Genomic DNA, 25,419 nt, shown 5'->3' on the forward strand with positions numbered 1-25,419 from the left:
AACCGTTGTTCGCACAAGCGAATCCGTGAAAAGGCGATATGCTTATATGAGTATCTGATCGTTTAATGTCTGGTACACGTAACCCCCGCCGTAGGGGCAATTCATGAATTGCCCCTACGGCGGGATAATGAACTAACATGTCACATAAGATCATCGAACTTTACGATCTGGGTCATGCCTCATACCAACCGGTATGGGACCTGCAAAAGTCTGTCCAGCAGCGACTGATCGATGAAAAGCGGGCTGAGCAGAAAGGTGAGTTCAGTGGAACCCGTTTGAATGATCTCATGCTGTTTGTGGAACACCCCCATATTTACACGCTTGGTAAAAGCGGCAGTGAAGAACATATGCTTCGGTCCATGATGGAGCTTCAACAGCTTGAGGCTGAGTTTCTGAAGATAGACCGCGGCGGCGATATCACCTATCACGGGCCGGGACAGATCGTTGGCTATCCCATTCTGGATCTTGACCGGCATTTCACGGATGTGCACCGATATCTTCGATATCTTGAAGAAGTTATGATCAAGGTGTGTGGTGATTATGGCATTGACGCCCATCGAATCGAGGGGCAGACCGGTGTATGGGTTGAAAATGAAAAGATCTGCGCAATGGGAATAAGATGTTCACGCTGGGTGACCATGCATGGTTTTGCGCTCAATGTGAACACTGATTTGAGATATTTTAACAATATAGTGCCATGTGGTATTGATGATAAAGCAGTTACCAGTTTACAGAAGATTTTGGGTAAAGAAATTGATGCCGAAGAGGTTAAGAAAAGATTAACAAGGCACTTTGAGGACGTATTTGAAGTTTCGATCTTAAACAAAGGCTCACTTCAAGAAGTGGAGCAGATTATTTCGTAACTTTAATATCATATTAATACCTAAAAAGTTGTCACTCTGAGCGCTTAGATGGTCTAAAAGAATTTGAGTTTATTGCGAAGAGTCTCAAAGCAGAACCCAGGAACAATTTTACACTTTGAGATCCTTCGCGAAATACATGGAATACCTAATAAAAATTCAATGCGCTCAGGATGACAACCGTCTTGCCGGTCTTAGACGATTGGCACTAAATCACTAAAGAAGCACCATGATCAAAGAACTTCAGGTAGTAGACAAACAATCAGAGAAAAACCGTCGGCCAGACTGGCTGAGGGTAAAACTCCCATCGGGAGAGAAATTCAAAGAGGTCTCGCAAACCATTCGAGACAATAACCTGAATACAGTATGTTCTGAAGCCCGCTGCCCGAATATGGGAGAATGCTGGGGTGCCGGAACCGCAACTTTTATGATCCTGGGAGATGTTTGCACCCGATCATGTGCTTTCTGTGCCATTAAGACGGGAAGGCCACCGGCCGACCTGGATTGGGATGAGCCAAAGCGTGTGGCAGAAGCTGCAGCCAAAATGAAATTAAAGCATGTGGTACTTACTTCAGTAAACCGTGACGAGCGTAAAGATGGAGGGGCTCCAATATTTGCCGCCTGCCACGAAGAGATCCGCAAAGCCATTCCGGGTGTGACAATAGAGTCTCTCATTCCTGATTTCCGGGGTGAGTGGGACGCAGCCCTTCAGATCGTTTTTGATACGCCACCGGATGTTTTGAGTCACAACCTTGAAACGGTGCCAAGTAAATATCGAAGAGTTCGCCCTCAGGCGCGATATGAGCGTTCCCTCGAACTCCTGCAGCGAACCAAGAATGCAGGGATCAGAACCAAGACCGGTATCATGGTTGGTTTGGGAGAAGAAAGAGAGGAAGTGATAGAGCTGATGCAGGATTGTGTGGATCATGGTGTGGATGTATTGACGATCGGTCAGTACATGCAGCCAACGAAGATGCACCACCCGGTACTTGACTGGGTACATCCCGATCAGTTTGCTGAATACAAAGAGATCGGTGAAAAGCTTGGCATAGAGCATGTGGAAAGTGGTCCACTGGTGCGTTCATCTTACCATGCTGAGCGACATGTTTAGAGATTTGCAGGGAGCACGTAGCGTCTGAAAGACCTGCGAGCGTTGCGCTCCAAACGCTGCAAGGTCTAAGGACGCTCGCAGGTTTTCCTTTAGTGATTAACTACTAACTAATGCTCCAATATCTTAACTTCCAAAAAATACGAGGCACATGATTGCACTATTTACCGTATTAGCTATCAGTTACGTTTTGGGGTCCATACCATCCTCACTGTGGGTTGGTCAGATCTTCCACAAAATGGATATTCGGAAATTTGGGAGCGGTAACCTGGGTACAACCAATGCCTTTCGTAATTTAGGGTGGAAGTCAGGTGTCAGTGTTTTGGTGCTGGATTTCATGAAGGGGTTTGTAGCTTCCTATTGGGTGGCCATGTATGCATTTGAGATCAGTAATGGACCTATTGCACCCCCGGGATGGGAAGCTGATGCTTTTCTTAAGATCACTTGCGGACTTTTTGCCGTGACAGGGCATATGTTCCCTATCTTCGCCAACTTTAAAGGAGGAAAGGGAGCTGCCACAGCGTGCGGAATGCTATACGGTATCGAACCTATCTCGATCGGGATCTCATCGGTGATCTTTATAGTCATTGTACTTACAACCCGTTATGTCTCACTGGCTTCCATGACGGCGAGTTTCATTTATCCGATCAGTTTACTGATCATGCGATTTGGAATGGGAATAAATGTGGATGGAAGTATCATCTTATTTGCGATCATTATTGCAGCAGGGATCATTTATAAGCATAAGTCAAACATCCGAAGGCTATTGGATGGCAATGAGAATCGGGTGAATATTTACGGAAATAAGGAAAAGAAGGAAGAGGAATCTCAGGAAAGACATCTTGAGAAAGCAGAAGTATGAGTAACAATAATGTGACAGTTATAGGAGCGGGAAGTTTTGGAACCGCTTTGGCTATGGTTCTCGAACAGGCCGGAAATAAGGTTCAGATCTGGGCGCGTGAGGAAGAGATCGCGACACGGATCAATGAGGATCACATCAATCCGTCATACCTGAATGATATTGTACTTCCGGATACCATTGTTGCCTATAATAACATTGAACAGTGTTTACAGTCACAGGATATGGTTGTATTTGCCACTCCTTCTCATGCTCTAAGAGAGGTGGCTAAAAAAATTAAGCCTTGTTTGGACGGGCATGAGATATTGGTTACAGTAGCCAAGGGTATAGAAAATGATACCTTCAATACCATGTCGCAGGTACTGATAGAGGTCATGGAGGGAACAACCTATGAGGATAATATTGGGGTGTTATATGGACCAAGTCATGCCGAGGAAGTGGGCAAACTCAAGCCAACCACGGTTGTAGCTGCCGCCTATTCCACCCGTACGGCCAAGATCATTCAGGAGACTTTTCTCACCCCAATGTTCAGGGTATATGTCAATAATGATGTGATCGGCGTTGAAATTGGCGGGTCTGTAAAGAATATCATGGCTATTGCTGCCGGTATCGTAGATGGTGCTGAATTGGGTGATAATGCCAAAGCTGCTCTTATTACGCGTGGGCTTCACGAAATGAAACGGATGGGACAAATGTTAGGAGCTCACTCAGACACCTTTTCCGGCCTGACCGGGATGGGTGACCTGATCGTAACCTGTACAAGTTCACATAGTAGGAACAGGTCGGTAGGTTTCAGGATCGGACAGGGTGAAAAACTCGATGAGATCATCAACAGTATGAATATGGTGGCTGAAGGTGTAAAAACCACAAAATCGGTACGTGACTGGGCTGAAAAGAACAATGTGGAGATGCCAATAACCCAGGCCGTGTACAGCGTTCTGTTTGAAAATATGGACCCGAGAGATGCGTTATACAAATTGATGACACGTGACCCTAAGGATGAAATTGTGATGTAATTGGGTTTCGTGTTACGTGTTACAGGTTTTGCGAAAACTGAGCCTGTAACACGTAATGCGTAACTCGAAACCCTATTTACGATGGAAGACGAATTTGAATTTTATATGCAGTACTCCAACTCTGTGGAGGTGTCGAGGCTTACGCGAAACGACCTCAAGAACCTGGTTCAGACCGGGGAAAGCAGCTTTCTGGAATTTAAGCATAGCGTGGCTTCCCCGGAAAAGATAGCAAGAGAGATCGCTGCATTGGCTAACACCAAGGGAGGGACCATTCTGATAGGAGTTGAGGATAATGGAGAGATCATTGGGGTAGAAAGCTACCATGAAGAGGAGTTTTGGCTCAATCAGGCTGCTAAGGAAGAGTGTATTCCTGAAGTGGATATCAGGATAGAGTTGGTAAATATTGGGGAGCGGGACGTGCTGTTGGTAAAAGTACCGGAAGCTGATAAGAAACCGATCTACGTAAAAGGAAAGAAATACAGGCAGGTGTTTGTAAGGGTAGATCATGAAAGCGTTGTTGCCAGCGATGAGTATGTGGAAGTGCTCAAACAAAATGCTTCAACAGAAGGTGTTACATTCGAATATGGTGAAAATGAACAACAATTGTTTCGTTTTTTGAATGAATATGGAGACATCACCGTTAAAAGGTTCTCACTTCTAATTAGTGTAACCACATACCGGGCTGCCAAGATATTGGTAAACCTGGTGAGTGCCGGTGTACTCGATCTGTTTGAAAAGGATGGGGTGACGCATTACACTTTTTCCCATAAAACTTCGTAATTTTGACTCATTCCAAATAGTGAAGACCCTATGAGTGTACAAGAAGACAATTTAGATGATGTGATCGCTTCCCTTATAGATGTTGATGAGGAAGAAGAGGCCGGTGGTGCATCTGCCGGGAATGATCCTTTTCAAAAGGATGAGCTTACAGGAGCCCCTGTTGTTTTGACTGAAAGAGCTGCACGGCAGATCGAAAAGATAAAACAAGAGGAAGGTCTGGAATCCAATTTATACCTAAGGGTTGCAGTAGATGGTGGAGGTTGTTCCGGATTAAGTTATAAACTGGGGCTGGATCACCGTACAGATGAAGATAAGGTCTTTGAGAGTCATGGAGTTGAGATCATTGTGGCCCCAAAACATCTGATGTACCTGGAAGGAATGCAGATCGACTATCCGGACGGTCTTGACGCCCGCGGGTTTACCTTCGACAACCCGAATGCCACAGAGAATTGTGGGTGTGGGACTTCCTTTGCTATCTAATATTTTACATTGTTATTTAATTTGCAATGATGTAAAACAGCTCGTAGGCTCAAATTCACTAAATTAAAGGATCGAAAAGATCTAATTACTATCCGGCGAAGAACTCATCCCCAGTTGCTCTTTAACGCGCTTCATGCCTTCAACCGCTTTGAGCTTCCAATCTTCTGTTACGTAGCGTCGTACCATAAGAACGGAACATGGAGCTCTGTCAGCAATGATATCAGGAATAGTACCAAATAGGACATTACGGATACCCCATTCATGGGAAGCACCAATGATCAGAAGGTCATCCTGATGTTCTTCCAACTCAGAAAGGATGCCACCGCTCACATCTTCTGATTCTTTTACAACGATCTCCACCTTGTCAAAGTCTTCGGTCAGTGGTTTGATTCGCTCCCGCAGCTCCTGCTCTTCATCACTGATATCTATGCCGGGTTTCACCAGTCGCAATACCCTTAATTTAGCATCCATAGTTCTGGCTACCCTGATACCTATCTCCATACCTAAGCGAGCGTGGAGTCCCCCGCCCCATGGTACTACAACAGACCTGATATCATCCAGATTACGGTCTTTGAGTACAGCGAGGTCAGCCTTCAGGTTTTTGATGATCCTTTGAACCGGTGTGTTATAGATCCTACCCAGGCTGAAGCCTCCCTGCCAACCCATGACCATCATATCTGCTTTTCGGTTCTCAGTTTCCGCGATCAATCCTTTGAAAATATCGTGAGAAGCAGCTGCGGCAGATTCAATCACGGTTGAAGATAATACGCTTTGGCTGGTCTTATCCAGGGCTTCTGACCTTGACCTCTTACTGATCTCCTCAATACTTTCTCTGACCGGTTTATGTTCTTCCAACATTTTTTCGATCGTTGAGACCGGTGTTTGGAATGGAACCTGAAGCATGTTCAAACCGGTAACTTTACCCCCTTCGTCTTTTCCGGTAGCTATCAGCTGAGAGATCTTTAACAAGGCTTTTTCATGAGCAGGATTTGCCAAAGCAGCCACGATATTGCGACCTTCCCTTGTATTCAGGGAACGAATGGCAGGTGCCCATTCCTCAAATTCAGACTGATGCAGTACTACCGGTTCTGTAAAAATACCGAACCCAAGCTTTTCCCAATTCTGTTTGAGTTCGGGAAGGGCGTGGTCGATCTCAACACGAGAACGGCCCCAAAAAAGGTACCATGCGATGCTACCAATGATCAAGACAACAACGGCTATTTGGGCAAAAGGACCGGAGGAAACGATAATGGAAAGGCACCCAACAGCAGCCAGGATCTGAAGCCAGGGGGTGCCCGGCGTTCTGTAGGTAGGTTTATACCAGTCAGGATGTGAGACTCTAAGAACCACACAACCAATATTAAGGGCAGCATAACTGTAAAGCTGAAGTACACTCGCTATTTTTGCCAGATCTTCAAGACTTTCAAGTAATAAAAAAAATAGAGCCAGTACACCGGTCAAAATAATGGCACGGTATGGTGTGAGTAATTTCGGATGGATGGAGCTCAGCCAGTTGGGAACCATACGGTCGCGTGCCATAGCCAGGTTGATACGGGATGACGCCATGATGCTGGCGTTGGCAGAAGAAAGGGTAGCTAACAAACCGGCAATAATAATAGCAACGGCACCGGGACTTCCAAGTATTGTTCGGGCAGCTGTTGTCAAAGGGTCTCTGACATCAGCAATGGTTGATTGTTTGAACATGCCACCTATGACGAGTACAATGACCACATATAAAACGGTTACAAGGGCTACAGATCCAATGAGGGCGCGGGGTAGGTTTTTGGATGGATCTTTGATCTCTTCAGCAACGGCCGCGATCTTTACAAACCCAAGAAAAGATACAAATACAAGGGCCGTGGTGGCAGAGATAGAATCAAATCCAAAAGGCATAAAGGGATCATAGTTCGAACTATCAATATGAAAGACGCCCATTATGCTGAAGGTGCCCAGTATGGCAAACAGAATAAGTACTACAACAACCTGGGTACGCCCGGATTCTTTAGCGCCTATCACATTCAAAATGGTCAATAGTACCCCACCGATGACGGCACCCCAAAATGCAGTGATAGGTAAAAATTGAGACATATACTCGCCCAATCCAAATAGGTAAAAAGCGATGGCAAAGGTCAAACTAAGCCAGATACCCACACCGGAAATGGCACCCATGGCCGGACCAAGTGATCGCGATACAAAAAAGTAATCCCCTCCTGATGTTGGCATTCCGGTAGCCAGTTCTGCAGCGCTTGATGCGGTTATCATACAAACCACACCGGCTATGAGGTAAGCGAAAATAGCGGCGGGACCCGACATTTCAAGGGCTACACCTGCCAGTAAAAAAATTCCTGCTCCGATCATGGTACCTGCCCCAATGGTCAGGGCATCCCAAAAACCGAGTTCACGCTTTAAATCAGCCATAAAATGAGTTTATGTGGTTTGAAACACGAAGAATCTAAGACCTATTTGACACAAGAAAAATTATTGTGCCTTCTTTTTTCAGGAATCTTCATCCTTCTTGGCAATGAGCCTTACACCGCGCTTGAAAGTAATGTAGTGCCAAACCCACTCAGCGAACACCCTGAAGCGGTTTCGGAAACCGATCAGGAAGAAGATATGAATGAGTCCCCATAGCAACCAGGCAAAGAACCCACTGAATTTGAATCCCCTGATATCGGCAACAGCTTTGGCACGCCCGATGGTTGCCATGGTTCCCTTATCGATGTATTCAAAATCTGTGCGGGATCTTCCCTTAAGTTCGTTTCGGATAAGATCACCCAAATACCTACCCTGTTGAAGGGCAACCGGGGCCAGACCGGGGAGGGGGTCACCATTCTTATCTTTTGCATGTGCTGCATCACCGGCTACAAAAATATTTGGATGGCCTTCAATGGAAAGGTCCGGCTTTACGATCGCACGCCCAATGCGGTCGGTATCAACTTCAAGTTGTTTGATCAATGGAGAAGCGTTTACACCGGCTCCCCAAACGATATTTGGAGTTTCTATAAAACGGCCTTCCACCTGTACGCCATCTTTCCTGATATCTTTGACCGGTGTATTCAGCAGAACTTCAACTCCCATATCTTCAAGGGTCTTTTGTCCCTTTTTTGACAGTGGTTCATCAAAGGCATTGAGGATACCGTCCATGGCCTCAATGAGGTAGATCTTGGTTTCATCCGGTTTTATGTTCCTGAAATCCTGCATCATACTGCGTTTAGCGATCTCAGCGATGGAACCGGCCATTTCAACTCCTGTGGGTCCGCCCCCGATGATCACATAGGTGAGATAAGGCTTTCGCTCTTCAGGGTCAGAGAGTTGTTCAGCCTGTTCCAGGGAGAGAAGGATGCGTTCTCTAATGTCTAAAGCATCAGACAGGGATTTTAAACCCGGCGCATGTTTCTTCCAGTCCTCATTGCCAAAGTAATTGTATTGGGCTCCCGGTGCCAGGACCAGATAGTCGAAGGGCAAAAGTGAACCATTCTTCAGGTGTACATTGTTGTCCTCCTTATCGATTCCGGTGACTTCCCCCAGGATAACCTCAACATTCTTTTGCTTGCTGAAAATAGCCCGGATCGGCATGGCGATATCACCGGGAGATAATGCAGCGGTAGCCACCTGGTAAAGCAATGGCTGAAACAGGTGATGGTTGGTCTTATCGACAATGGTGATGTGAACATCAGAGGATGCAAGCTTCTGAGCAACTGATATTCCCGCGAATCCTCCTCCTACAATTATTACGTTCTTACTCATTCCGTTTTTATTAGTTATGCAAGAGACAACAAGGACTCAGGGATTTAATTTACGAATACCGGATCAATTCATTTTAGCTTGTGCTTCCATTACGATCTGTTCTACTTCTTCCTTGCTGATCGTTTCCTTTTTATTACAATATTGACAAACCACTTCCTGTCCCTCACCTTCCATATCCTTGAGGTCGTCGAGACTGAGCATAGAAAGCGCACTTTTGAAACGCTTACGGGTGCAGCGACAGAAGAAATCGACAGGCTGACGGTTAAGCTCTTTTACTTTAAGAGGGGATACGGCTTTTGCCATGATCTCATCGATATATTGCCCGTCAGATAAGAGCTCATCAATAGCAGGAAAAGAACCAAGGCGTTCCTGCAACAGGTCGATCTGCCCATCAGGAGCTCCCGGCATGCGCTGGATCATGAGTCCGCCGGCATGGGTTACATTACCTTCTTCATCGATGCCTACATCCAGAAGTAAAGCCGATGGGATCTGCTCTGATTGCGCCAGGTAATGGGCTATATCACTGGTGATGTCGCCGTTTACGATCTGTATACTGCTAGTCCGTGGCTCGGCCTCGTTATATAGGACTTTGGAAAAAGTGAGGATCCCAAGACCGATCCCATCACCGATGTGAACCTCAGGATCTGAATAATCAAGTTCAGCAACAGGATTCTTAACGTAACCCCTGATCTCGCCCACCTGATTGGCTTCTGCTACCAGAAAACCAATAGGGCCGTCGCCATCCATGCGCAGCTGAATACGTTCCTCACCTTTCAGTTCAGAAGCCAATAGCATGGTAGCTGTAAGAGCCTTTCCAAGCACTACCGTATTGAGCAGTGACAGGGTGTGATTATCTTTCGCAGTTTTTACAACCTCAGTGGTTTTTACAACAGAAATTTTAAAATGCCCGTCGGTGGTGATTCCCTTGATAAGACGGTCTTTGAAATTAAATTCTTCAATATTCATAGGAGGACTAACAGGATCTCTTATTTAAGTAGTTATTATGGATCAAAGATACGCAGAAAATTAATTTTTATTGGAAAGCGTCTTATAGATATATCTGATATAAGTGTTAATACCTTACCTTAAGGCTCTGTATGTGGCTCAATTCCCTTCAGGCCGATATAAGCGAGGATCACCCCAAAAACCACGGTTGATGCGGCCATCATCAGGATGCTTTCTATAGCTATGTTGTTATCCAGCATCCATCCCATTAAAAAAGGGCTCAAAGCGGTACTGAATACCATGATGGATGCAAAGAGTGAACGGACAGTTCCGATGATCCTTTCCCCATAAAGCTCAGCGTACAAGGCAGACTTGGTGCTATTCCCAAAACCAAGGGTCATTCCAACCAATGCCATATACAAAAAGGCGGACCAAATACCGGGATGATAATAAGCCACCATCACACCTGCTCCGAGAGGAATGATATAAAAGGGAAAGATCTTGATGGCACTCAGTTTGTCTATGACCGGTCCTATACCAAGGGAACTGATGATCCGTGCTACTGCAAAAAAGATAAATGCAGATGCAATAATGGCTGCGGTCCACCCAAGTTGTTCGGCGATGGAAACCTGATACAGAAAAAGGGCCGTGGCCCAGAAAGGCGGAATTAAGATCGCCGGCAGGATCAGCCAGAATGTTCGGTTGTTGATGATCTGTAAGTATGAACCGGATTCAGAACTGTCATCTTTGGCTTTTTTAACTTTTTGATTGGATTGCTCGATCTCAGTTCTCTTCAACACATAAAAGATGAAAGGGATGAAAACCAGAGCGATAAGTGTAGCGATGATACCCCAGGTGGTTCGCCAGCTGGTCACAGCCAGCATAGCAGCGATGGCTACAGGAAGAATTCCTTCTCCGATTGGATAACCCAGGCTGGATATACTCAAAGCCTTTCCGCGTTGAAGAGTAAAATATCGGGCCATGGCTGTTTCGGCAGTGTGCCCGCTAAGACCCTGACCGGAGAGTCGAAGCATTAGAATGCCGGCAAATAAAAACCCGATATGCCAGGAAAAAGCCATTGTGAGAGCGGCTATCAATAGTCCGCTTGCCACATATAAACTGTATTTGCCAATGGGTAATACATCTATCCATTTACCCAGGTATGGAAGGATAGTGGCGCTGGCAAGTGTGGCTGCAGAATAGATGGAACCAAAAGCCGCGTTGGACAGGTCAAAATCACTTAAAAAGTAAGGTACGAACAGAGAGATCAGAAAGGTCTGGCCAAAGCTTGAAAAAAAAGTAAATGACAGCCCAAAACTCAGAACTTTTCGCTCTTTTAGTACAAAAGTAAGGTAGCTCAAGGAATATCGATCTTCAGATTCATTCTATCGTTGATGAATGCTAAAAATACTGCTAATTAGGCCGAATCAACATTATAAAGTGAATGTATTATTCTATCTCAGATATAAGGAGGGTCTATTTCTGTTGCATGTTTATTTCAATGGTGTCGACAAAATGGATCAGTCATTGAAAAAGCAGAAAGCGATAGGATTACTCCCAACGTGAGTTCGATATAAGAATTGAGCTGAAAAGATGACCAAGTAGCGAATGTGGTCATTCCCGCGAAATGACTCTTCAACGTATATAAACGGCACTCTTTATATCGAACGGGTGTTCCCATGTAAATAAGAATCAAATAAGTGGTTTATGACCACACATAAACCCGAACCCAATAAAAAAAGGCACTTCACTCTCATGAAGTGCCTTTAGAAACGTTAAAATGATCTGTCAGGTGATCTTGATCAGTCAATAAAGCGTTTATACATGCTTCCTAATCGGCCTGAGATATCGGCATTGGATGAATACTTATTCTTGATCTTACCAACGGTCTCGATGCGTTTTTCAGCCAGGGCATTTGAAGCTTTATGGGCTGGAATACCATGCTCTTCTGAATAATTCAGAATGTCTGTGATGGTATTGTAGATATTTCCTGCATTATTCAGTGCCCGGTCTTCGTTGTAACCCTCAAGTTCACTGGCAATGTTAATGATCCCTCCAGCATTGATCACATAGTCAGGAGCGTAAATAATACCTTTATCAAGCAGCATCTGTCCGTGCTTATCCTCTTCGTCAAGTACGTTATTGGCCCCACCGGCAATGATATCGCATTTGAATTGCTTCATCGTCTCATCATTGATCACCCCGCCTAAAGCACAGGGAGTAAAGATGTCCACATCCAGGCCGTAAATATCATCAGGGTCAACGAGCTCCCCACCAACCTCTTCAGCCAGTTCTTTGGCTTTGTCATCATAGATATCACTGATGTACAACTTGGCACCTTCCTTGGATGCATGACGGGCAAAGAAGGAAGCTACATTCCCGGCTCCCTGCAGGGCGATCTTCTTGCCTTCAAGGGAGTCACTGCCATAGGCCTTCTTGGCACAAGCTTTGGCCCCCATATACACTCCATAGGCTGTAACCGGAGATGGATTACCGCTTCCACCCAAAGCCTTAGGTATCCCGGTCACATATTTGGTTTCGGAGTAGATCCATTCCATTTCCTTTTCAGTCATACCGACATCTTCTGCGGTAATGTAACGGCCGCCAAGACCGTCTACAAAGCGACCAAAGGCACGAAACAGGGCTTCAGTTTTATCAGTGCGCGCATCTCCGATGATGATGGCTTTCCCTCCGCCTAAATTCAGTCCTGAAATAGCTGATTTGTAGGTCATACCGCGGGAAAGTCTAAGCACATCTCGCAGAGCAGCTTCCTCCGTCTCGTAGTTCCACATTCGGGTTCCGCCAAGAGCAGGCCCCAGGGTGGTATTGTGAATGGCGATAATGGCTCTTAGGCCGGTGTCAGGATCTGAACAGATGACAACCTGTTCGTGTTCATTATTGGAGAGTTCATCAAAGATCGGAAATTTGGAGCTGGAGTAATTCAAGGTCTTTAGGTCTGTTGTTAAACTGAAATCATTTAGCGTATATCCCAATCGGAAACGCTTCCAAAGGTCAGCATTTATTTAATGATTCTCAATCTGAACCGAGTCATTTCATACTAAAAGATGTAAGTGACTGTTGTTGTAACAGGGAGCGGGCCTGTGAGAGTACTTTTAAAAATAAAGCTGATTATGATGCTGATTTTCTCTCTGTAAATAGTATTTTATATATCCAATGAAAACGCGACAAGCGTTGGCGTACCGGCCTGACCGCCGATCTGCCTCTATGAATAAAAATAAAGCAAAAAATAATCATGTCATTCCGCTGGACGTTCGCGCAGCCGGAAGAAGAAGAGACTGCCTCCAAATTAGGGGAACAGCTTGGAATTCCGGCCAAAATAGCCCGATTACTGGCTATCCGCGGCATAAAAACTTACGATGATGCAGAATACTTTTTCAGGCCAAAGATAGAAAACCTTCACGATCCTTTTTTAATGAAGGATATGGAAGCCGGTGCAGAACGGCTGGCTTTGGCCATTCGCCAAAGTGAGAAAGTACTCGTTTACGGAGATTATGACGTAGACGGAACCACGGCTACGTCATGTGTCTATACTTTCCTGAAGGAATTTGGTGTGGAAGCCGATTACTATATTCCCCATCGCTTCAAGGAAGGATATGGCATCAATCCTGATGGGATCAGATATGCCGAGGAGGTCAATGCCTCACTGATCGTATCCGTCGATTGTGGTATCACAGCCATTGAGGAAGCCCGGGAAGCTAAAGAAAAAGGCATCGACCTTATCATTTGTGATCACCATACGGTTGGTGATGGAATTCCCGATGCCGTAGCGGTATTGGATCCCAAACGACCCGATTGTGAGTATCCTTTTGATGGATTATCCGGAGCGGGAGTCGGATTCAAGCTCATACAGGCAACCATTAAGAAACTGGGCTTGCCCAAGTCGGTCTCTTATCAATTCCTGGACCTGGTAGCTATTTCCATTGCATCTGATATTGTTCCTATCATAGATGAGAACCGGGTGCTAATGAAAGCCGGATTGAATATGATCCGGAAGAGCCCGCGTGTGGGTGTTCAGGCTTTGCTGGATCTCATAAAAGTGAAGAAAGAAGAAGTGAACACCTCAAAGATCGTGTTTTCGATCGGCCCCCGCATCAATGCGGCCGGACGAATGGGTGATGCCAGTACAGCCGTCAAGCTGATGATCTCAGAGACCATGGCTGAAGCAAAGGCACATGCCCATGAATTGGAATCCATCAACCTGAGAAGGCGTGACACGGATTCTAAGACCATGAAGGAGGCCATGAAGCAGATCGATCAGGATTTTGACATGGAGGAGACCTCTACCATTGTGCTGTATGCTGAAGACTGGCACCTGGGTGTGATCGGTATTGTAGCTTCAAGACTTGTTGACCTGTATCACCGCCCGGCTATCATGCTCAGTAATGTGGACGGCAAGATCAAGGGATCCGCACGAAGCATCAAAGGCTTCAATATTTATAACGCCATCAAGAAATGTGATGACCTTCTGGAGCAGTTCGGTGGTCATGAGTTTGCAGCCGGGTTGACCCTTGCCGAGGATAACCTGACCGAATTCAGGCGCCGCATGAACGAGTTGGCTTTCAGTGACCTTTCCGACAATTCCTTTGAACCGGAGCTGACCATAGATGCCGATCTTGATCTCACTGAGGTTGACATGAAATTCTGGAAACTGTTGAGTCAGTTCGAGCCCTTTGGTCCCGGTAACATTCGCCCCATATTTGTAAGTAAAGGCGTAACCGTAGTTGGTGAGCCCACTATTGTAGGAAATGGTCATCTGAAAATGAAGATCAAACAGGGGCAGTCGGGTTCCTTTGATACCATCGGTTTCAATATGCATGAATATCTGCCATCGGTGCGAACCGGTGAACCGTTTGACATTGCCTATGTGCTGGAAGAAAACAACTGGAATGGCCGGCGCACCCTGCAAATGCGACTCAAGGATATCCATATACCTTAAAAGTAAAAGAGGTGTTAGGTGTTAGAAAAAAACTAACACCTAACACCTCGCACCTAAAACCTATTTATCCTTTTTCCACAATTTAATATTGTATGTAGATAATAAACCCTTTATCTTTGCCGTCCTTGATTAAAGGGACTGTAGCTCAGTAGGTAGAGCAACGGACTGAAAATCCGTGTGTCGGCGGTTCAAATCCGCCCGGTCCCACACTCAAGTAAAGCCTTGACTCGCATTAACTTATAGCGGCTCAAGGCTTTTTTTGTTATTACTACTTTTTGCCTCGTTGCTAAGCTCCGGCTTAGCAACGCAGTCCCGGAAGCTCTAGCTTCCCGTGAGGTATAAGAAGTTGATTCTTTTGAAACCTGGCTCCCGTTTTGGCTATGCCCCACTAACGCGAAAACAGCTATTCTCTCACCCTTATGTTTCTCATCCCACTGCTCTACTCCGCAATGCCTTCTGTATAGTCTGTCATACCACCAACTCCCACAGCCCTTCACCAACCTAAGACGAACTACTAGCGCACTCTTTTTAAAATCCATCACCACACCCCAAAATTTTTGTGTCTAATGCATTACATTGCAGGCCATTACTGAAACATAACACCAACAAATCTTTTAGATATGAAACGAATTGGGCTCCTATTGATTCTTTCCGTAATTATGGCAGGTCAGGCTTTTGCACAAAATTATACCCCGTTAAATACTCCGGAATGGCCGGAATCGGATACGACTATGTATACGGTTGGTGGTGAGCGGCACGGGATCAGCTTTTTTGAACAGCATCGTTTTCCGGAAGTTGAGTATACCGCCGGCGAGGAACTGACCTTTGATACCTATCATACCGTAAATGTGATGTATGAATGGTATGAGCGATGGGCTGAGCAGTATCCTGATATTGTGGACCTGTATGAAGTGGCTAAAAGTTTTGAGGGAAGACCCATTCTGCAAATGACCATCACCAACAAGGAGACGGGAAAGCACACCGACAAGCCTGCGGCCTATTTCGAAGGTGGCCGGCATAGTGGTGAGATCACCAGCAGTGAGTCTATTTTATGGCTGACCAAGCATCTGCTAGAAAATTATGGGAAAGATCCTGAGATCACTGAATTGATAGACACCAAAGCCATCTATCTTCGCCCACAGAATAACCCGGATGGGTCGAATCTTTATCTTCATACAGCTCAGGCAAACCGAAGTTCTGTGCGTCCGCACGACAATGACAGGGATGGCCTTCTGGATGAGGATGCTCCCGAAGATCTTGATGGAGACGGTATCATATATTCAATGCGTAAAAAAGCCGGTCCCGATGAAATGGACGAAGCCAATTACATCATCGATCCCCGGGACCCGGAAGGCCGTTTGATGAAACGGGTGCTGCCGGGAAAAGGTGACTGGCTTGTGTACTCTGAAGGTATCGATAACGACGGGGACGGAGATTATAATGAGGATGGTATTGGCGGACTGGATCTTCACCGGAATTATGCCGAAAACTGGCGGCCTGATGTGGGACGTGAACTCACCGGACGGGGATATACTCAGTATGGAGCCGGAGATTATCCTTTAAGTGAGCCTGAATCACGATCGGTAGTGATGTGGATGCTTACTCATCCGAATATCTCGGTCGTAAATTCCATGGATACACGCGTACCCATGCACCTGCGTCCACCATCCACGTCTAAAAGTGAAGAGCGTATGTACCCTGAGGATCTCGAGCTCTATGAAAAGTATGATCGTTTGGGGCTTGAGATCACCGAATATCCATGGGCAGGTGATGTCTATGAGACCTACATGACCCGCTATCCCACTAATCGTGTGACCGGAGACCCTTCACGTCCAAGTCCCTTGTTTGGGCACGGACCTGATTTTGGTTATTTCTATTTTGGCTCCATCTGGTATGGCGATGAACTGTGGAATAACGGAGCGATGGAAGATTATAATAACGATGGGATCTATGATGATTACGATGCCATGCAATGGGACCTCAGGGAAAATGAAGGCCGGGGCTTTAAGTCATGGACCACCTTCGAACATCCCGAGCTTGGAGAAGTTGAGATCGGTGGTTCTCATCCCAAATTCTTCAGTCAAAACGGCCCGCCATGGCAGCTTGAACGCTGGGCTGAAAAACAAGCCTTATTCAATTTGATGATGGCGAAAGAGCTTCCGCAGATCACATTGGATGAGATCGATGTTGAGCAAACCGGGGATAATACTTATAGAATTTCTGTTAGCTGGACAAATACAGGGAACTTGCCGGTGGCCTTGAAGCAGGCACAGTTGGTCAAGATCGTCCGTGAGGATCGGGTTGAACTCGATTTTGATTCGGAGCTGACCAAGGGACATGAAGATGCCAAGCTGAAGATCATCACGCCTGAATTATATGATAAAACCATTCGTGCCGGTTATACGGGAGCCGGAGAATCACAAGAAGTGTATTTCGAGGTTGAGCTGAATGGCATTGATGGAGCCGAGGGCAAGGTGAAGATCCTCTCTACCCGGGGTGGATATATTGAGAAGGAGATCGAAGTGGGTGATCCTCCTGAAGAAGAATGATCTGAATTTCGATCAGATAATTTAAAAAGCCCCGACCATCTTTGTGATGACCGGGGCTTTTTTGTTAAATACTTTTTGGGTCGAGGCGTAGTCTAAATCGTTCCGACGCAGAGCGTTCTGAACGAGTAAGTAGATCAGGGTATTATAGTACACGTTGCTAAGCCGGAGCTTCGTGACGAGCCATAAGTTGATCAGGCTAAATGCTCCATCATTCGGTTCAGTCAAAAAAGGATTATGACAGTTGAATCGTCGAGAACCGGGTGATGGTGTTGATCATAGGCTTGAAAGCCTTTGAGTAGATCCTCCGTGATTTCCTGCACAGAGGATCCCATATCAAATGCCTGACAAACCAGGGCAACTCAGTACCCGGCAGCCTGACCGTCTACCCTGGATTCTGAAGCACCGTAATAGACCCCTTTTTCATGATCACGCATGATACCCTGGTAGCGGCCGAAGAAACTGTCTCCGATCTGAACCTCGTGGCCCATAGCTCTGAGGGCTTTGACCACAGAAAAAGGTACACCGGATTCGATACTGACCTGACCGGTGTCCGTCAGCTTATCATCAAGATCATCAGTAGGCTGGGTAGAGCCGGAATGTTCCCAGCGGAAGGCATCACCGGCCTCCTGAATATTCATGCCAAAGTCGATGATGTTGGTTAAGATACTGACATGGCCGATCGGCTGATAACCGCCTCCCATATTGCCAAAGCTCATCAGTGGTTTTCCGTCCTTCATCACAAAGCCGGGAATAATGGTATGGAAAGGCCGCTTGCCGGGGGCATATACATTGGGGTGATTTGGGTCCAGTGAAAATAACTCACCACGATTCTGAAAGCTGAATCCGGTTCCGGGTACCACAAAACCGGTCCCCATACCACGGAAATTGCTCTGAATGAGGGAAACCATATTGCCTTCTTCATCGGCGGTAGTGAGGTAGATGGTATCACCGTCTTCCAGAACATCCACACCGGTGGTGAGGTCACGGCGGGCCCGGTCACCGATCAGTTTGCGGCGTTCGGCCGCATATTCCTTGGAAAGGAGGGTTTCGTACGGGATGTCGTAATGATCTGAGTCCGTGTAATGTTTAGCTCTGTCTTCAAAAGCCAGTTTTTTGGCTTCAATAAGCAGATGAAGGGTTTCAGCCGTGCCAAAACCGGTTTCAGAAAGATCAAATCCTTCCAGAATATTCAGTATCTGAAGGACAGCGGTTCCCTGCACATTCCCACCCACCTGATATACATCGTAGCCACGATAATTTACGGTTTGGGGCTCCACCCATTCAGAATGATGTTTGTCAAAATCTTCAAAGCGCAGGTACCCGTTATTCTCCTTCATCCAGGTATCGATTTTTCTGGCGATCTCACCACGGTAAAAGGCATCACGACCTTGTTCCGCTAACAGGCGAAAAGTGTTACCAAGGTCGGGATTTCGAAATACCTCTCCTTTTTCTGGTCCACGCCCATCAATAGTGAAGGTTTCTTCAAAGGCTCCGGGTTGATTTTTCAGGAACCGGGCACTTCGTGTCCACGCCTCTGAAATGGCCTGACTAACAGGAAATCCATTTTCAGCATAATGGATAGGTTCGGCAAGTATTTCACTCATCTCTGTTGTACCAAAACGCTCATGCATCTCAAACCAGCCATCAACGGCTCCCGGTACGGAAACGGAAAGCAGGTCGTAGGGAGGGATGCCATCCTCGTCTTTCTCTTCCAGTATTTCCATCAGGCGGTCATAGGATAAACCCCGCGGCGAACGCCCACTGGCATTCAGGGCATACAGCTGCCCGCTTTCTTCGTGCCAGATAATGGCAAACAGGTCGCCTCCGATCCCGTTTCCGGTAGGCTCCATGAGCCCCATGGCGGCATTGGCACCAATAGCGGCATCAATGGCATTGCCTCCGTTTCGCAGGATATTCAGCCCAACTTGAGTAGCGAGGGGCTGACTGGTGGCCACCATGCCACGCTGAGCGATCACCTCAGAACGGGTCAAAAACGGTTCCCCAGCCTCACGGTCGATCTGAGCCAGCAGAGACTGGGTGGGCAGTATTAAAAGGAAGAGGATAATAGTAGAAGTAAGAAAATAAAAGCGTTTCATCGGGTGGTGATTTGAGTTAATAATGCACTGTATTATACAATCGGAAAAGGCATTGTCAAAATGAGGCGTTCCAAATGCAGGCGAAATTTCCAATTTATTACAACCGAAACGCAGTGAATAGGCAGTCGATTTAAATTAAATCAAATAAACTCACTCATATCACATCCATGAATACAAGTCTAAAATCCAAGGACCATCAATTTAAAAACCCTTCATCCAGAGTTCTAAAAGGTGAGTACATGGATCTGAAAGGCTGAGTATTATGTGTTCCTGCCAAAGATCAGCAGTCCGGTCATCAAACCCGGCGGTTAACACAGATATGCTATATCAGTAGGGAAAGTTAGCACGCATTTTAGTTCTAACCATGAACTAAAATGCGTGCTATGCTGAATAGAATTATTCTGTTATTGATACCTGTCTTTGTGATCTCCTGCACTCAGGATGATAAAAGATCCATCAGGCTTGGGGTTGATCAAACGATTGAAATACCCGTTGAGTATGTATCCGTGAGGGCTGCACTCCAGCTGGACGGTTCAGAAGCGGCCAAAGTTGAACAAGAGGGATATGAGACACTGGCAGAAGCGGTAACTTTGTTAAATGATCTGGGCTATGAAGGTGACCTGCTTGAGATCAATTCAGGAGAGGTCAACAACCGAAGTTACCGGGACAGGGTATCCTTCGAGTACAACGCGTCCATTCTGTTTGATATCCACGACCTGGATAAGATCGACACCTTCAGACGGGCACTGGTGGAAAAAGGTGTCAATGCATTTAGGATCATGGATTATAAAAACTCGAAAGAGGATTCCCTGTATGATAAAGCGTATCGGCAGGCCATTCAGCGTGCGAGGGAGAAAGCACAAAAGCTCATCGAAAATGAATCCGTTGTGATCGGTGACATATTGAATCTTAGCGAAAACATATCGGAAACTGTCTTCTTCGAGGAATATGAACTTGATGAAGTGGTCCAAACCAGACAAGCGGCTGAAATGCCTCCTCCAGTCAACCCACTTTTCAACAAACCTACATATAAACGGCAGATCGAATTTACGATAGAGTTTGCCTTAAAGTAATCAGTAAAGGCCTTTATATAGTCAGGTTGTTCTGTTTTCTAAGTGTTATTAAGTCATTGGCGTTAAGTTCATTAAAAGGAAATTAAAAATATTCTATTACGAAACATATCGGTATATCCTTAGTTTTAAATAAAACAATCAGCACCCTGTAAATTATTTTATGAGTCGGGATATATTAGCAGTCACAAATAGTGAGGCAGATTATGAATCTTACTGCCAGATTCTTAGAGATTCAGAAATTCCATTTAATGAAATCAGGAGAGGAAAGTTAAACCGTTCATCTAAGAAAAGACTTCAAGCAAAAACCAAGGATCTGGTCATTTTAGATCTGGGGGAAATGGGGTTATCTGAGCATGAGATAATTAATAGAGTAAAAGAGTTTGACCCTAAAGTGCCCCTGATATTGGTCAACGATGAATTTAGCTTAGACTGTGCTGTCAGACTTATTAAGGCAGGGGCAACCGATCTAATAAAGAAAGCAGAATTGCATTCCAGATTGGAGGATTCCGTTGAGGAGATCTTTTCCAAGAAGCTTGATCTTGAGAAGCAACTTAAGATATCTGACCTGAATCGAGACCTGGAAGAAGTGCTCAACAATTATATCATAAACTGTCTTCCGGGTATTTTCTTTGTAATAGATAGATCAGGGCAGATCATGAGCGTGAACAATCGATTCCGGGAAAAATTCAGGTATGAACCGGGGGGCGATAATCACTATACAAATTTCGTATCTGAAGAAGACTTTCAGGCTGCAGTTGAAAGTTTTGACACTACCCTGGAGTATTCTGAAAATGAAGTTGAATTGTATCTGAAGACCAAGGATGAAGGAGAGGTACCCTACCTGTTATCCGGCATTACTACTACTGTGAATAATGAAATGATCCTTGTGGGTACCGGGATCAATATCAAAGATCGCAAAGAGGCTGAGAGAAAATTAAAGCATGAGCAGTCATTTACGGATAAGGCACTGGATTCCCTGCCCGGGTTGTTTTACGTGTTGGATGAGGATATGAATTACATTCGGGTCAACCAGTCTTTTATTGATCTGTTGGGATATTCATGGGATGAGATACAAAATATGCGTCCCCTTGATTTCTATTTTGAAGATGACCACGAACGGATAGCCAACGCGATCAAGGAGGCTTTTGAGGAAGGTTCAGCTAGTATATCTGCAAGAGTAAAAACTAAAAGTGGGGAACATCCCTATTTTTATCTGACCGGTTCCTACTTTAGTCAGGATGGAAGAAACTACATTTTGGGAACGGGTGTAGATATCACTAAACAGGTAAATCTAGAGGATCTCCTGAAACAGGCTCAGCGAATGGCCAAGATAGGAGCCTGGGAGTATGACCTGGTAAATGAATCAATGAATTGGACGGAGGTTACCCGAAATATACTTGAAGTGGATGAAGAATTTGATCCTGATCTTGAGACCGGCATTGATTTTTATGTGGGTGAAAGTAAAGAAAAGATAGCAAAGGCAGTTCAGCATGCTATTGACTGCGGTGAGTCATATGACCTGGAATTGAAGATCAAAACCGGGAAAGGGAATATCAAGTGGGTACGTACTATAGGAGAGCCTTCATTTAAGGGTAGTGAATGTGTTAGGTTGCATGGCAGTTTCCAGGATATTACGGACAAGAAGGTGTCTGAGGAGAAGATCAGGAAATCACTGAAAGAAAAAGAAATTCTGTTGATGGAGGTCCACCACAGGGTGAAGAATAACCTGGCCCTGGTTTCCGGTTTGATGCAGCTTCAGGCCTATCAGGCTGATGAAGAATCGGTGTATAAATATCTGAATGATAATCAGAGCCGCATAAAATCTATTGCTTTGATCCATGATCAGCTATATCAGAATCATGATTTCACATACATCCGTCTGGATAAACAAACATCCAGGCTCATGAAACATATATCGGATTCAATAAATGATGGAAAAGAGATAGAGGTCAATTTAGATCTTGAGGAAATTGAAGTGAATATCAACCAAGCTGTACCCTATAGTTTAATAGTGAATGAGATCATTACAAATGCCTATGAGCATGCATTTAAAGAAAGAGATACCGGGCATATAACTGTATCACTCTTTAGGGAGAATGATCTGATAAACTTAATTTTCGAGGATGATGGAGTTGGCTTGCCCCGGGATCTGGACCTGGATGATCCAAAATCTTTAGGTATGACCCTCATGAAAACATTATCTGATCAGATAAAGGGAACTGTCAGCTTTGAGGGAACTGGTAATGGGACCAGGATCGGTTTACAGTTTGAAAAAGATGACCGGCTCAGAGGGTCATCCAGTACACTGATATAAAAAAATGCCGGACTGAAATATCCGGCATTCAATACTGGGTTATTATATATTCAATTTAGGGAGTGATGATCAGCTTCCCCCTGGTATGTAGTTTTTCAATTTCCTGTAGTGCTTGTCCGGTTTCTTCCAATGAATAAGTTTTGGATATCGGTACCTTGATCTTACCATTATCGGCCAGTGCAGCAATATGTTCGAGCTGTTCCGAATTCGGTTCTACAAATACGTACTTAAATTCAATATCATCACTGATATCGGGATTGCTATTGGTGATGGATGCAATTTTTCCGCCATCTTTTAACACACCGGTTTCCATAACTTGTGCAAAGGAGTCTCCACGGGAACAATGAAAGATAAGGTCAACTCCTTCAGGCTGAACTTTTTGAACCGCCTCACCCACATGATCATTCTTGTAATCGATGGTGATATCAGCCCCGAGTTCTTTCATATAATCATGGTTGGCTTCGCTTGCAACCCCAATGACGTTTGCTCCAATAGATTTTGCCAGTTGAATAGCTAAAGTCCCGACTCCTCCCGAAGCACCTAATATCAATAGTGTTTGATCCTTTTTAAGCTCTCCAAAATCAAAAATAGATTGGTAGGCGGTTAATCCCACTAACGGAATTCCACCTGCTTCTTCCACGGAGATATTTGAAGGACGTTCAGCAAGGTAAGCTTCCGGGAGAGCAATATACTCAGCAAAAGTTCCGTGCTGAATTGTTGGTCGCCGGGCATATGCATAGACTTCGTCACCGGCTTGAAATCGACGGGCAGCATGACCGGTATCTTCGACAACTCCGGCTACGTCCCACCCCGGAATCAGCGGAAATTCACCGGGAATAGCATCTTTGAGCATGCCTTTGGCTACTGCGGCATCAACAGGGTTCACCCCCGCAGCTTTAACACGAATCAGGACCTCCCCCTCGCCTGCTTCCGGTTTAGGCAATTTCCCTGTTTTGATATTGTTCAGATCACCATATTCGTCAATATAAGCGGCTTCCATTTGGTTACTCATAAATCACTTGTTTTGTATTGTTACTTGTTATTTAACCCGAAAAACAAGCGATGGGAAGAATGAGTTCGCAGAGTGAGTTTGATTCACCCTATAAAGTCGATGTATAATATTGAAGGAACCCTGTATGTTCTAAAGGTCTTCGATCGTTTTTATATCCGCGGCTATATACCATTCCCGTTTCATAAAAAAGACGGACGAGATCACGAATAGGCCGGCGGCAACCGCTGCTGCATAAAAGGTGGCATTTAGACTGATCCCGGCATATACCAAACCAAGAAGATATGGTCCCAAAGCCTGACCGGTACGCATCACCACCCAGTTGACGGAAAGAAAAGCCGCCCGATATTCCTTGTCGGCATAACCGGTCAACAGATTTAGAATGCTGGGAATATTGATACCCTGAGCTGCACCAAAGATGACGACCGGAATAATGAACCACCAGATGTTGGTGATCTGTGGGATGATCAGGAATATGGCCAGATATAATATTGCCGCTGTCCGGATCAGGTTCACCTCAGAAAATCGTTCGGTAAGCTTGCCGAGTTGTGAAGAAGCGTATGCGGTCATAAATGAGGAACCGGAGAGAATGATACCGATCCAGAAAGAATTCTGATCGAAGCGCTCATCCAGAAGGATCGTGAAAAAGGTTATATATCCGCCATACAGCATGATGAAGGTGAGGAAGATGCCAACAAATAGAGGGATCACTTTTTTGGAGACCAGTGAGGAAGCCACATTCGAAAAGATCTCTGACATATTGAGGCTATTGGATGAACCGGTCTTTTCAAGCTTGAGCAATACAAATATTCCGACAGGTATGGCAAGAAGGCTCAGATAAAAAGGATAGTACCAGCCCAGGATCGCCAGGGCGCCACCCACAGCCGGGTAAAATGCCGTTCCGATACTAAGGACGCTTCCATTATAACCCATGGCGGTTGCGCGCTGATTTCCGGAATAGAGGTCTCCGATCAAAGTCAGGTTCAGTGCTCCAAGTGAGGCACTACCCATACCCTGAAGTGCCCTGAATAAAAGCATCTGATCGAATGAGGTAGCATAGGCACAAGCAGTTCCTGCGGCTCCAAATAGAAAGAGAGATGGAACCAAAACGATCTTACGCCCAAAGCGGTCGGCCAGCAGCCCCAGTACCGGAGTGATGATAATGCCGGGAATAGTAAAAAAGGTGATCAGAAGTCCAATGCGTTCGGTTGATACATCAAGGGAATCGGCTATAGAGGGAAAGGCCGGGGCTATGGACGAAACTCCCATGACGGCGGTCAGGGTGATCCCGAATATGATGTATAGATTGACATCGCGCAGGAGGGGTTTTGATTCGGGTTCAGATAGTGAAGACAAAGCCTGTGGTTTCGGGAGTTAAAATTTATCATGAAAATAATGAGGTCAAAGGTACAGATAATTCGAAGACCTGACCACAAAACCACCACTTAGATATTTATTGAATTGAAGTCGGGATTTCGTGATATTTTCGGAGTTGGATTTACAGGGCTATGCAGTATTACATTGTGATTAAGCAAATCATTCGTTTCCTATCGATCCGTCTAATGTGGAATGTTTTAAATCCACCGAATTGTTGGCTAAGTATTGAAAAATTGATAAACAAAAAAT

General features: G+C 45.4%; 18 protein-coding genes and 1 tRNA gene. 11 read left to right on the forward strand and 8 right to left on the reverse strand.

Translation table 11 applies throughout. From position 1 onward, the window contains the following. Positions 1–137 precede the first annotated feature (137 nt). From lipB to AC13FX_RS00810, 6 genes are all read left to right on the forward strand, one after another. Positions 138–863 (forward strand): lipoyl(octanoyl) transferase LipB, encoded by a 726-nt coding sequence (gene lipB / locus AC13FX_RS00785; RefSeq protein WP_482878499.1) that lies wholly within the window; start codon positions 138–140, stop codon positions 861–863. A 226-nt stretch (positions 864–1,089) separates the two neighbouring features. Next, the gene (gene lipA / locus AC13FX_RS00790; protein WP_482878500.1) at positions 1,090–1,971 is read left to right on the forward strand and encodes a lipoyl synthase; all 882 of its coding nucleotides are present in this window, start codon (positions 1,090–1,092) and stop codon (positions 1,969–1,971) included. Positions 1,972–2,119: 148 nt separating this feature from the next. Next, a complete protein-coding gene (gene plsY, locus AC13FX_RS00795) occupies positions 2,120–2,830 on the forward strand; it encodes a glycerol-3-phosphate 1-O-acyltransferase PlsY (protein ID WP_482878501.1) in 711 nt (236 codons plus the stop codon). Then, positions 2,827–3,843: an NAD(P)H-dependent glycerol-3-phosphate dehydrogenase gene (locus AC13FX_RS00800; protein ID WP_482878502.1), complete on the forward strand. Its 1,017-nt coding sequence runs from the start codon at positions 2,827–2,829 to the stop codon at positions 3,841–3,843. The genes plsY and AC13FX_RS00800 overlap by 4 nt, the downstream gene beginning before the upstream one ends. An 81-nt stretch (positions 3,844–3,924) precedes the next feature. Further along, the gene (locus AC13FX_RS00805; protein WP_482878503.1) at positions 3,925–4,623 is read left to right on the forward strand and encodes an AlbA family DNA-binding domain-containing protein; all 699 of its coding nucleotides are present in this window, start codon (positions 3,925–3,927) and stop codon (positions 4,621–4,623) included. A 30-nt stretch (positions 4,624–4,653) separates the two neighbouring features. Next, complete coding sequence (locus tag AC13FX_RS00810; protein ID WP_482878504.1) at positions 4,654–5,103, forward strand: HesB/IscA family protein; 450 nt, start codon at positions 4,654–4,656, stop codon at positions 5,101–5,103. A gap of 81 nt (positions 5,104–5,184) precedes the next feature. On the opposite strand, the gene AC13FX_RS00815 is transcribed toward AC13FX_RS00810, so the two are convergent. The 5 genes from AC13FX_RS00815 to AC13FX_RS00835 all read right to left on the reverse strand — a co-directional run bounded on the left by AC13FX_RS00815 (position 5,185) and on the right by AC13FX_RS00835 (position 12,740). Beyond that, positions 5,185–7,521, reverse strand: a complete 2,337-nt coding sequence (locus tag AC13FX_RS00815; protein ID WP_482878505.1) for an amino acid permease — start codon at positions 7,519–7,521, stop codon at positions 5,185–5,187. A 78-nt stretch (positions 7,522–7,599) separates the two neighbouring features. Beyond that, a complete protein-coding gene (locus tag AC13FX_RS00820; protein WP_482878506.1) occupies positions 7,600–8,850 on the reverse strand; it encodes an NAD(P)/FAD-dependent oxidoreductase in 1,251 nt (416 codons plus the stop codon). Positions 8,851–8,913: 63 nt separating this feature from the next. Continuing rightward, the gene (gene hslO / locus AC13FX_RS00825; RefSeq protein WP_482878507.1) at positions 8,914–9,816 is read right to left on the reverse strand and encodes an Hsp33 family molecular chaperone HslO; all 903 of its coding nucleotides are present in this window, start codon (positions 9,814–9,816) and stop codon (positions 8,914–8,916) included. 119 nt (positions 9,817–9,935) lie between these two features. Continuing rightward, the gene (locus tag AC13FX_RS00830) at positions 9,936–11,156 is read right to left on the reverse strand and encodes an MFS transporter (RefSeq protein WP_482878508.1); all 1,221 of its coding nucleotides are present in this window, start codon (positions 11,154–11,156) and stop codon (positions 9,936–9,938) included. Positions 11,157–11,597: 441 nt separating this feature from the next. Further along, positions 11,598–12,740, reverse strand: a complete 1,143-nt coding sequence (locus AC13FX_RS00835) for a Glu/Leu/Phe/Val family dehydrogenase (protein WP_482878671.1) — start codon at positions 12,738–12,740, stop codon at positions 11,598–11,600. Positions 12,741–13,048: 308 nt separating this feature from the next. On the opposite strand from AC13FX_RS00835, the gene recJ reads away from it, so the two are divergent. The 3 genes from recJ to AC13FX_RS00850 all read left to right on the forward strand — a co-directional run bounded on the left by recJ (position 13,049) and on the right by AC13FX_RS00850 (position 17,301). Next, positions 13,049–14,752, forward strand: coding sequence for a single-stranded-DNA-specific exonuclease RecJ (recJ, locus tag AC13FX_RS00840; protein ID WP_482878509.1), 1,704 nt, complete (start codon positions 13,049–13,051; stop codon positions 14,750–14,752). Positions 14,753–14,886: 134 nt separating this feature from the next. Beyond that, positions 14,887–14,959: transfer RNA gene (locus AC13FX_RS00845), tRNA-Phe, on the forward strand. Between the two features lie 413 nt (positions 14,960–15,372). After that, entirely contained in the window at positions 15,373–17,301 is a 1,929-nt protein-coding gene (locus tag AC13FX_RS00850; protein ID WP_482878510.1) for a M14 family metallopeptidase, read from the forward strand. Between the two features lie 359 nt (positions 17,302–17,660). Here AC13FX_RS00850 and ggt read toward each other — a convergent pair whose 3' ends face one another. Beyond that, positions 17,661–19,397 carry a gamma-glutamyltransferase gene (gene ggt / locus AC13FX_RS00855; RefSeq protein ID WP_482878511.1) on the reverse strand — a complete coding sequence of 579 codons (1,737 nt, stop codon included), beginning with the start codon at positions 19,395–19,397 and terminating at the stop codon, positions 17,661–17,663. Positions 19,398–19,780: 383 nt separating this feature from the next. On the opposite strand from ggt, the gene AC13FX_RS00860 reads away from it, so the two are divergent. Continuing rightward, complete coding sequence (locus AC13FX_RS00860) at positions 19,781–20,470, forward strand: SIMPL domain-containing protein (protein WP_482878512.1); 690 nt, start codon at positions 19,781–19,783, stop codon at positions 20,468–20,470. A gap of 160 nt (positions 20,471–20,630) precedes the next feature. After that, on the forward strand, positions 20,631–22,784 hold the full coding sequence (locus tag AC13FX_RS00865) for a sensor histidine kinase (protein WP_482878513.1): 2,154 nt from the start codon (positions 20,631–20,633) through the stop codon (positions 22,782–22,784). Between the two features lie 55 nt (positions 22,785–22,839). On the opposite strand, the gene AC13FX_RS00870 is transcribed toward AC13FX_RS00865, so the two are convergent. Beyond that, complete coding sequence (locus tag AC13FX_RS00870) at positions 22,840–23,796, reverse strand: NADP-dependent oxidoreductase (RefSeq protein WP_482878514.1); 957 nt, start codon at positions 23,794–23,796, stop codon at positions 22,840–22,842. Between the two features lie 129 nt (positions 23,797–23,925). Beyond that, positions 23,926–25,149 (reverse strand): MFS transporter, encoded by a 1,224-nt coding sequence (locus AC13FX_RS00875; protein WP_482878515.1) that lies wholly within the window; start codon positions 25,147–25,149, stop codon positions 23,926–23,928. Positions 25,150–25,419: the final 270 nt, after the last annotated feature.

The sequence above is a fragment of the Gracilimonas sp. B-17 genome (assembly GCF_056857935.1).

Coding starts and splice junctions, on each gene's coding strand:
- lipB (WP_482878499.1), top strand. CDS start 138: ATGTCACATAAGATCATCGAACTTTACGATCTGGGTCATGCCTCATAC.
- lipA (WP_482878500.1), top strand. CDS start 1,090: ATGATCAAAGAACTTCAGGTAGTAGACAAACAATCAGAGAAAAACCGT.
- plsY (WP_482878501.1), top strand. CDS start 2,120: ATGATTGCACTATTTACCGTATTAGCTATCAGTTACGTTTTGGGGTCC.
- AC13FX_RS00800 (WP_482878502.1), top strand. CDS start 2,827: ATGAGTAACAATAATGTGACAGTTATAGGAGCGGGAAGTTTTGGAACC.
- AC13FX_RS00805 (WP_482878503.1), top strand. CDS start 3,925: ATGGAAGACGAATTTGAATTTTATATGCAGTACTCCAACTCTGTGGAG.
- AC13FX_RS00810 (WP_482878504.1), top strand. CDS start 4,654: ATGAGTGTACAAGAAGACAATTTAGATGATGTGATCGCTTCCCTTATA.
- AC13FX_RS00815 (WP_482878505.1), bottom strand. CDS start 7,521: ATGGCTGATTTAAAGCGTGAACTCGGTTTTTGGGATGCCCTGACCATT.
- AC13FX_RS00820 (WP_482878506.1), bottom strand. CDS start 8,850: ATGAGTAAGAACGTAATAATTGTAGGAGGAGGATTCGCGGGAATATCA.
- hslO (WP_482878507.1), bottom strand. CDS start 9,816: ATGAATATTGAAGAATTTAATTTCAAAGACCGTCTTATCAAGGGAATC.
- recJ (WP_482878509.1), top strand. CDS start 13,049: ATGTCATTCCGCTGGACGTTCGCGCAGCCGGAAGAAGAAGAGACTGCC.
- AC13FX_RS00850 (WP_482878510.1), top strand. CDS start 15,373: ATGAAACGAATTGGGCTCCTATTGATTCTTTCCGTAATTATGGCAGGT.
- ggt (WP_482878511.1), bottom strand. CDS start 19,397: ATGAAACGCTTTTATTTTCTTACTTCTACTATTATCCTCTTCCTTTTA.
- AC13FX_RS00860 (WP_482878512.1), top strand. CDS start 19,781: ATGCTGAATAGAATTATTCTGTTATTGATACCTGTCTTTGTGATCTCC.
- AC13FX_RS00865 (WP_482878513.1), top strand. CDS start 20,631: ATGAGTCGGGATATATTAGCAGTCACAAATAGTGAGGCAGATTATGAA.
- AC13FX_RS00870 (WP_482878514.1), bottom strand. CDS start 23,796: ATGAGTAACCAAATGGAAGCCGCTTATATTGACGAATATGGTGATCTG.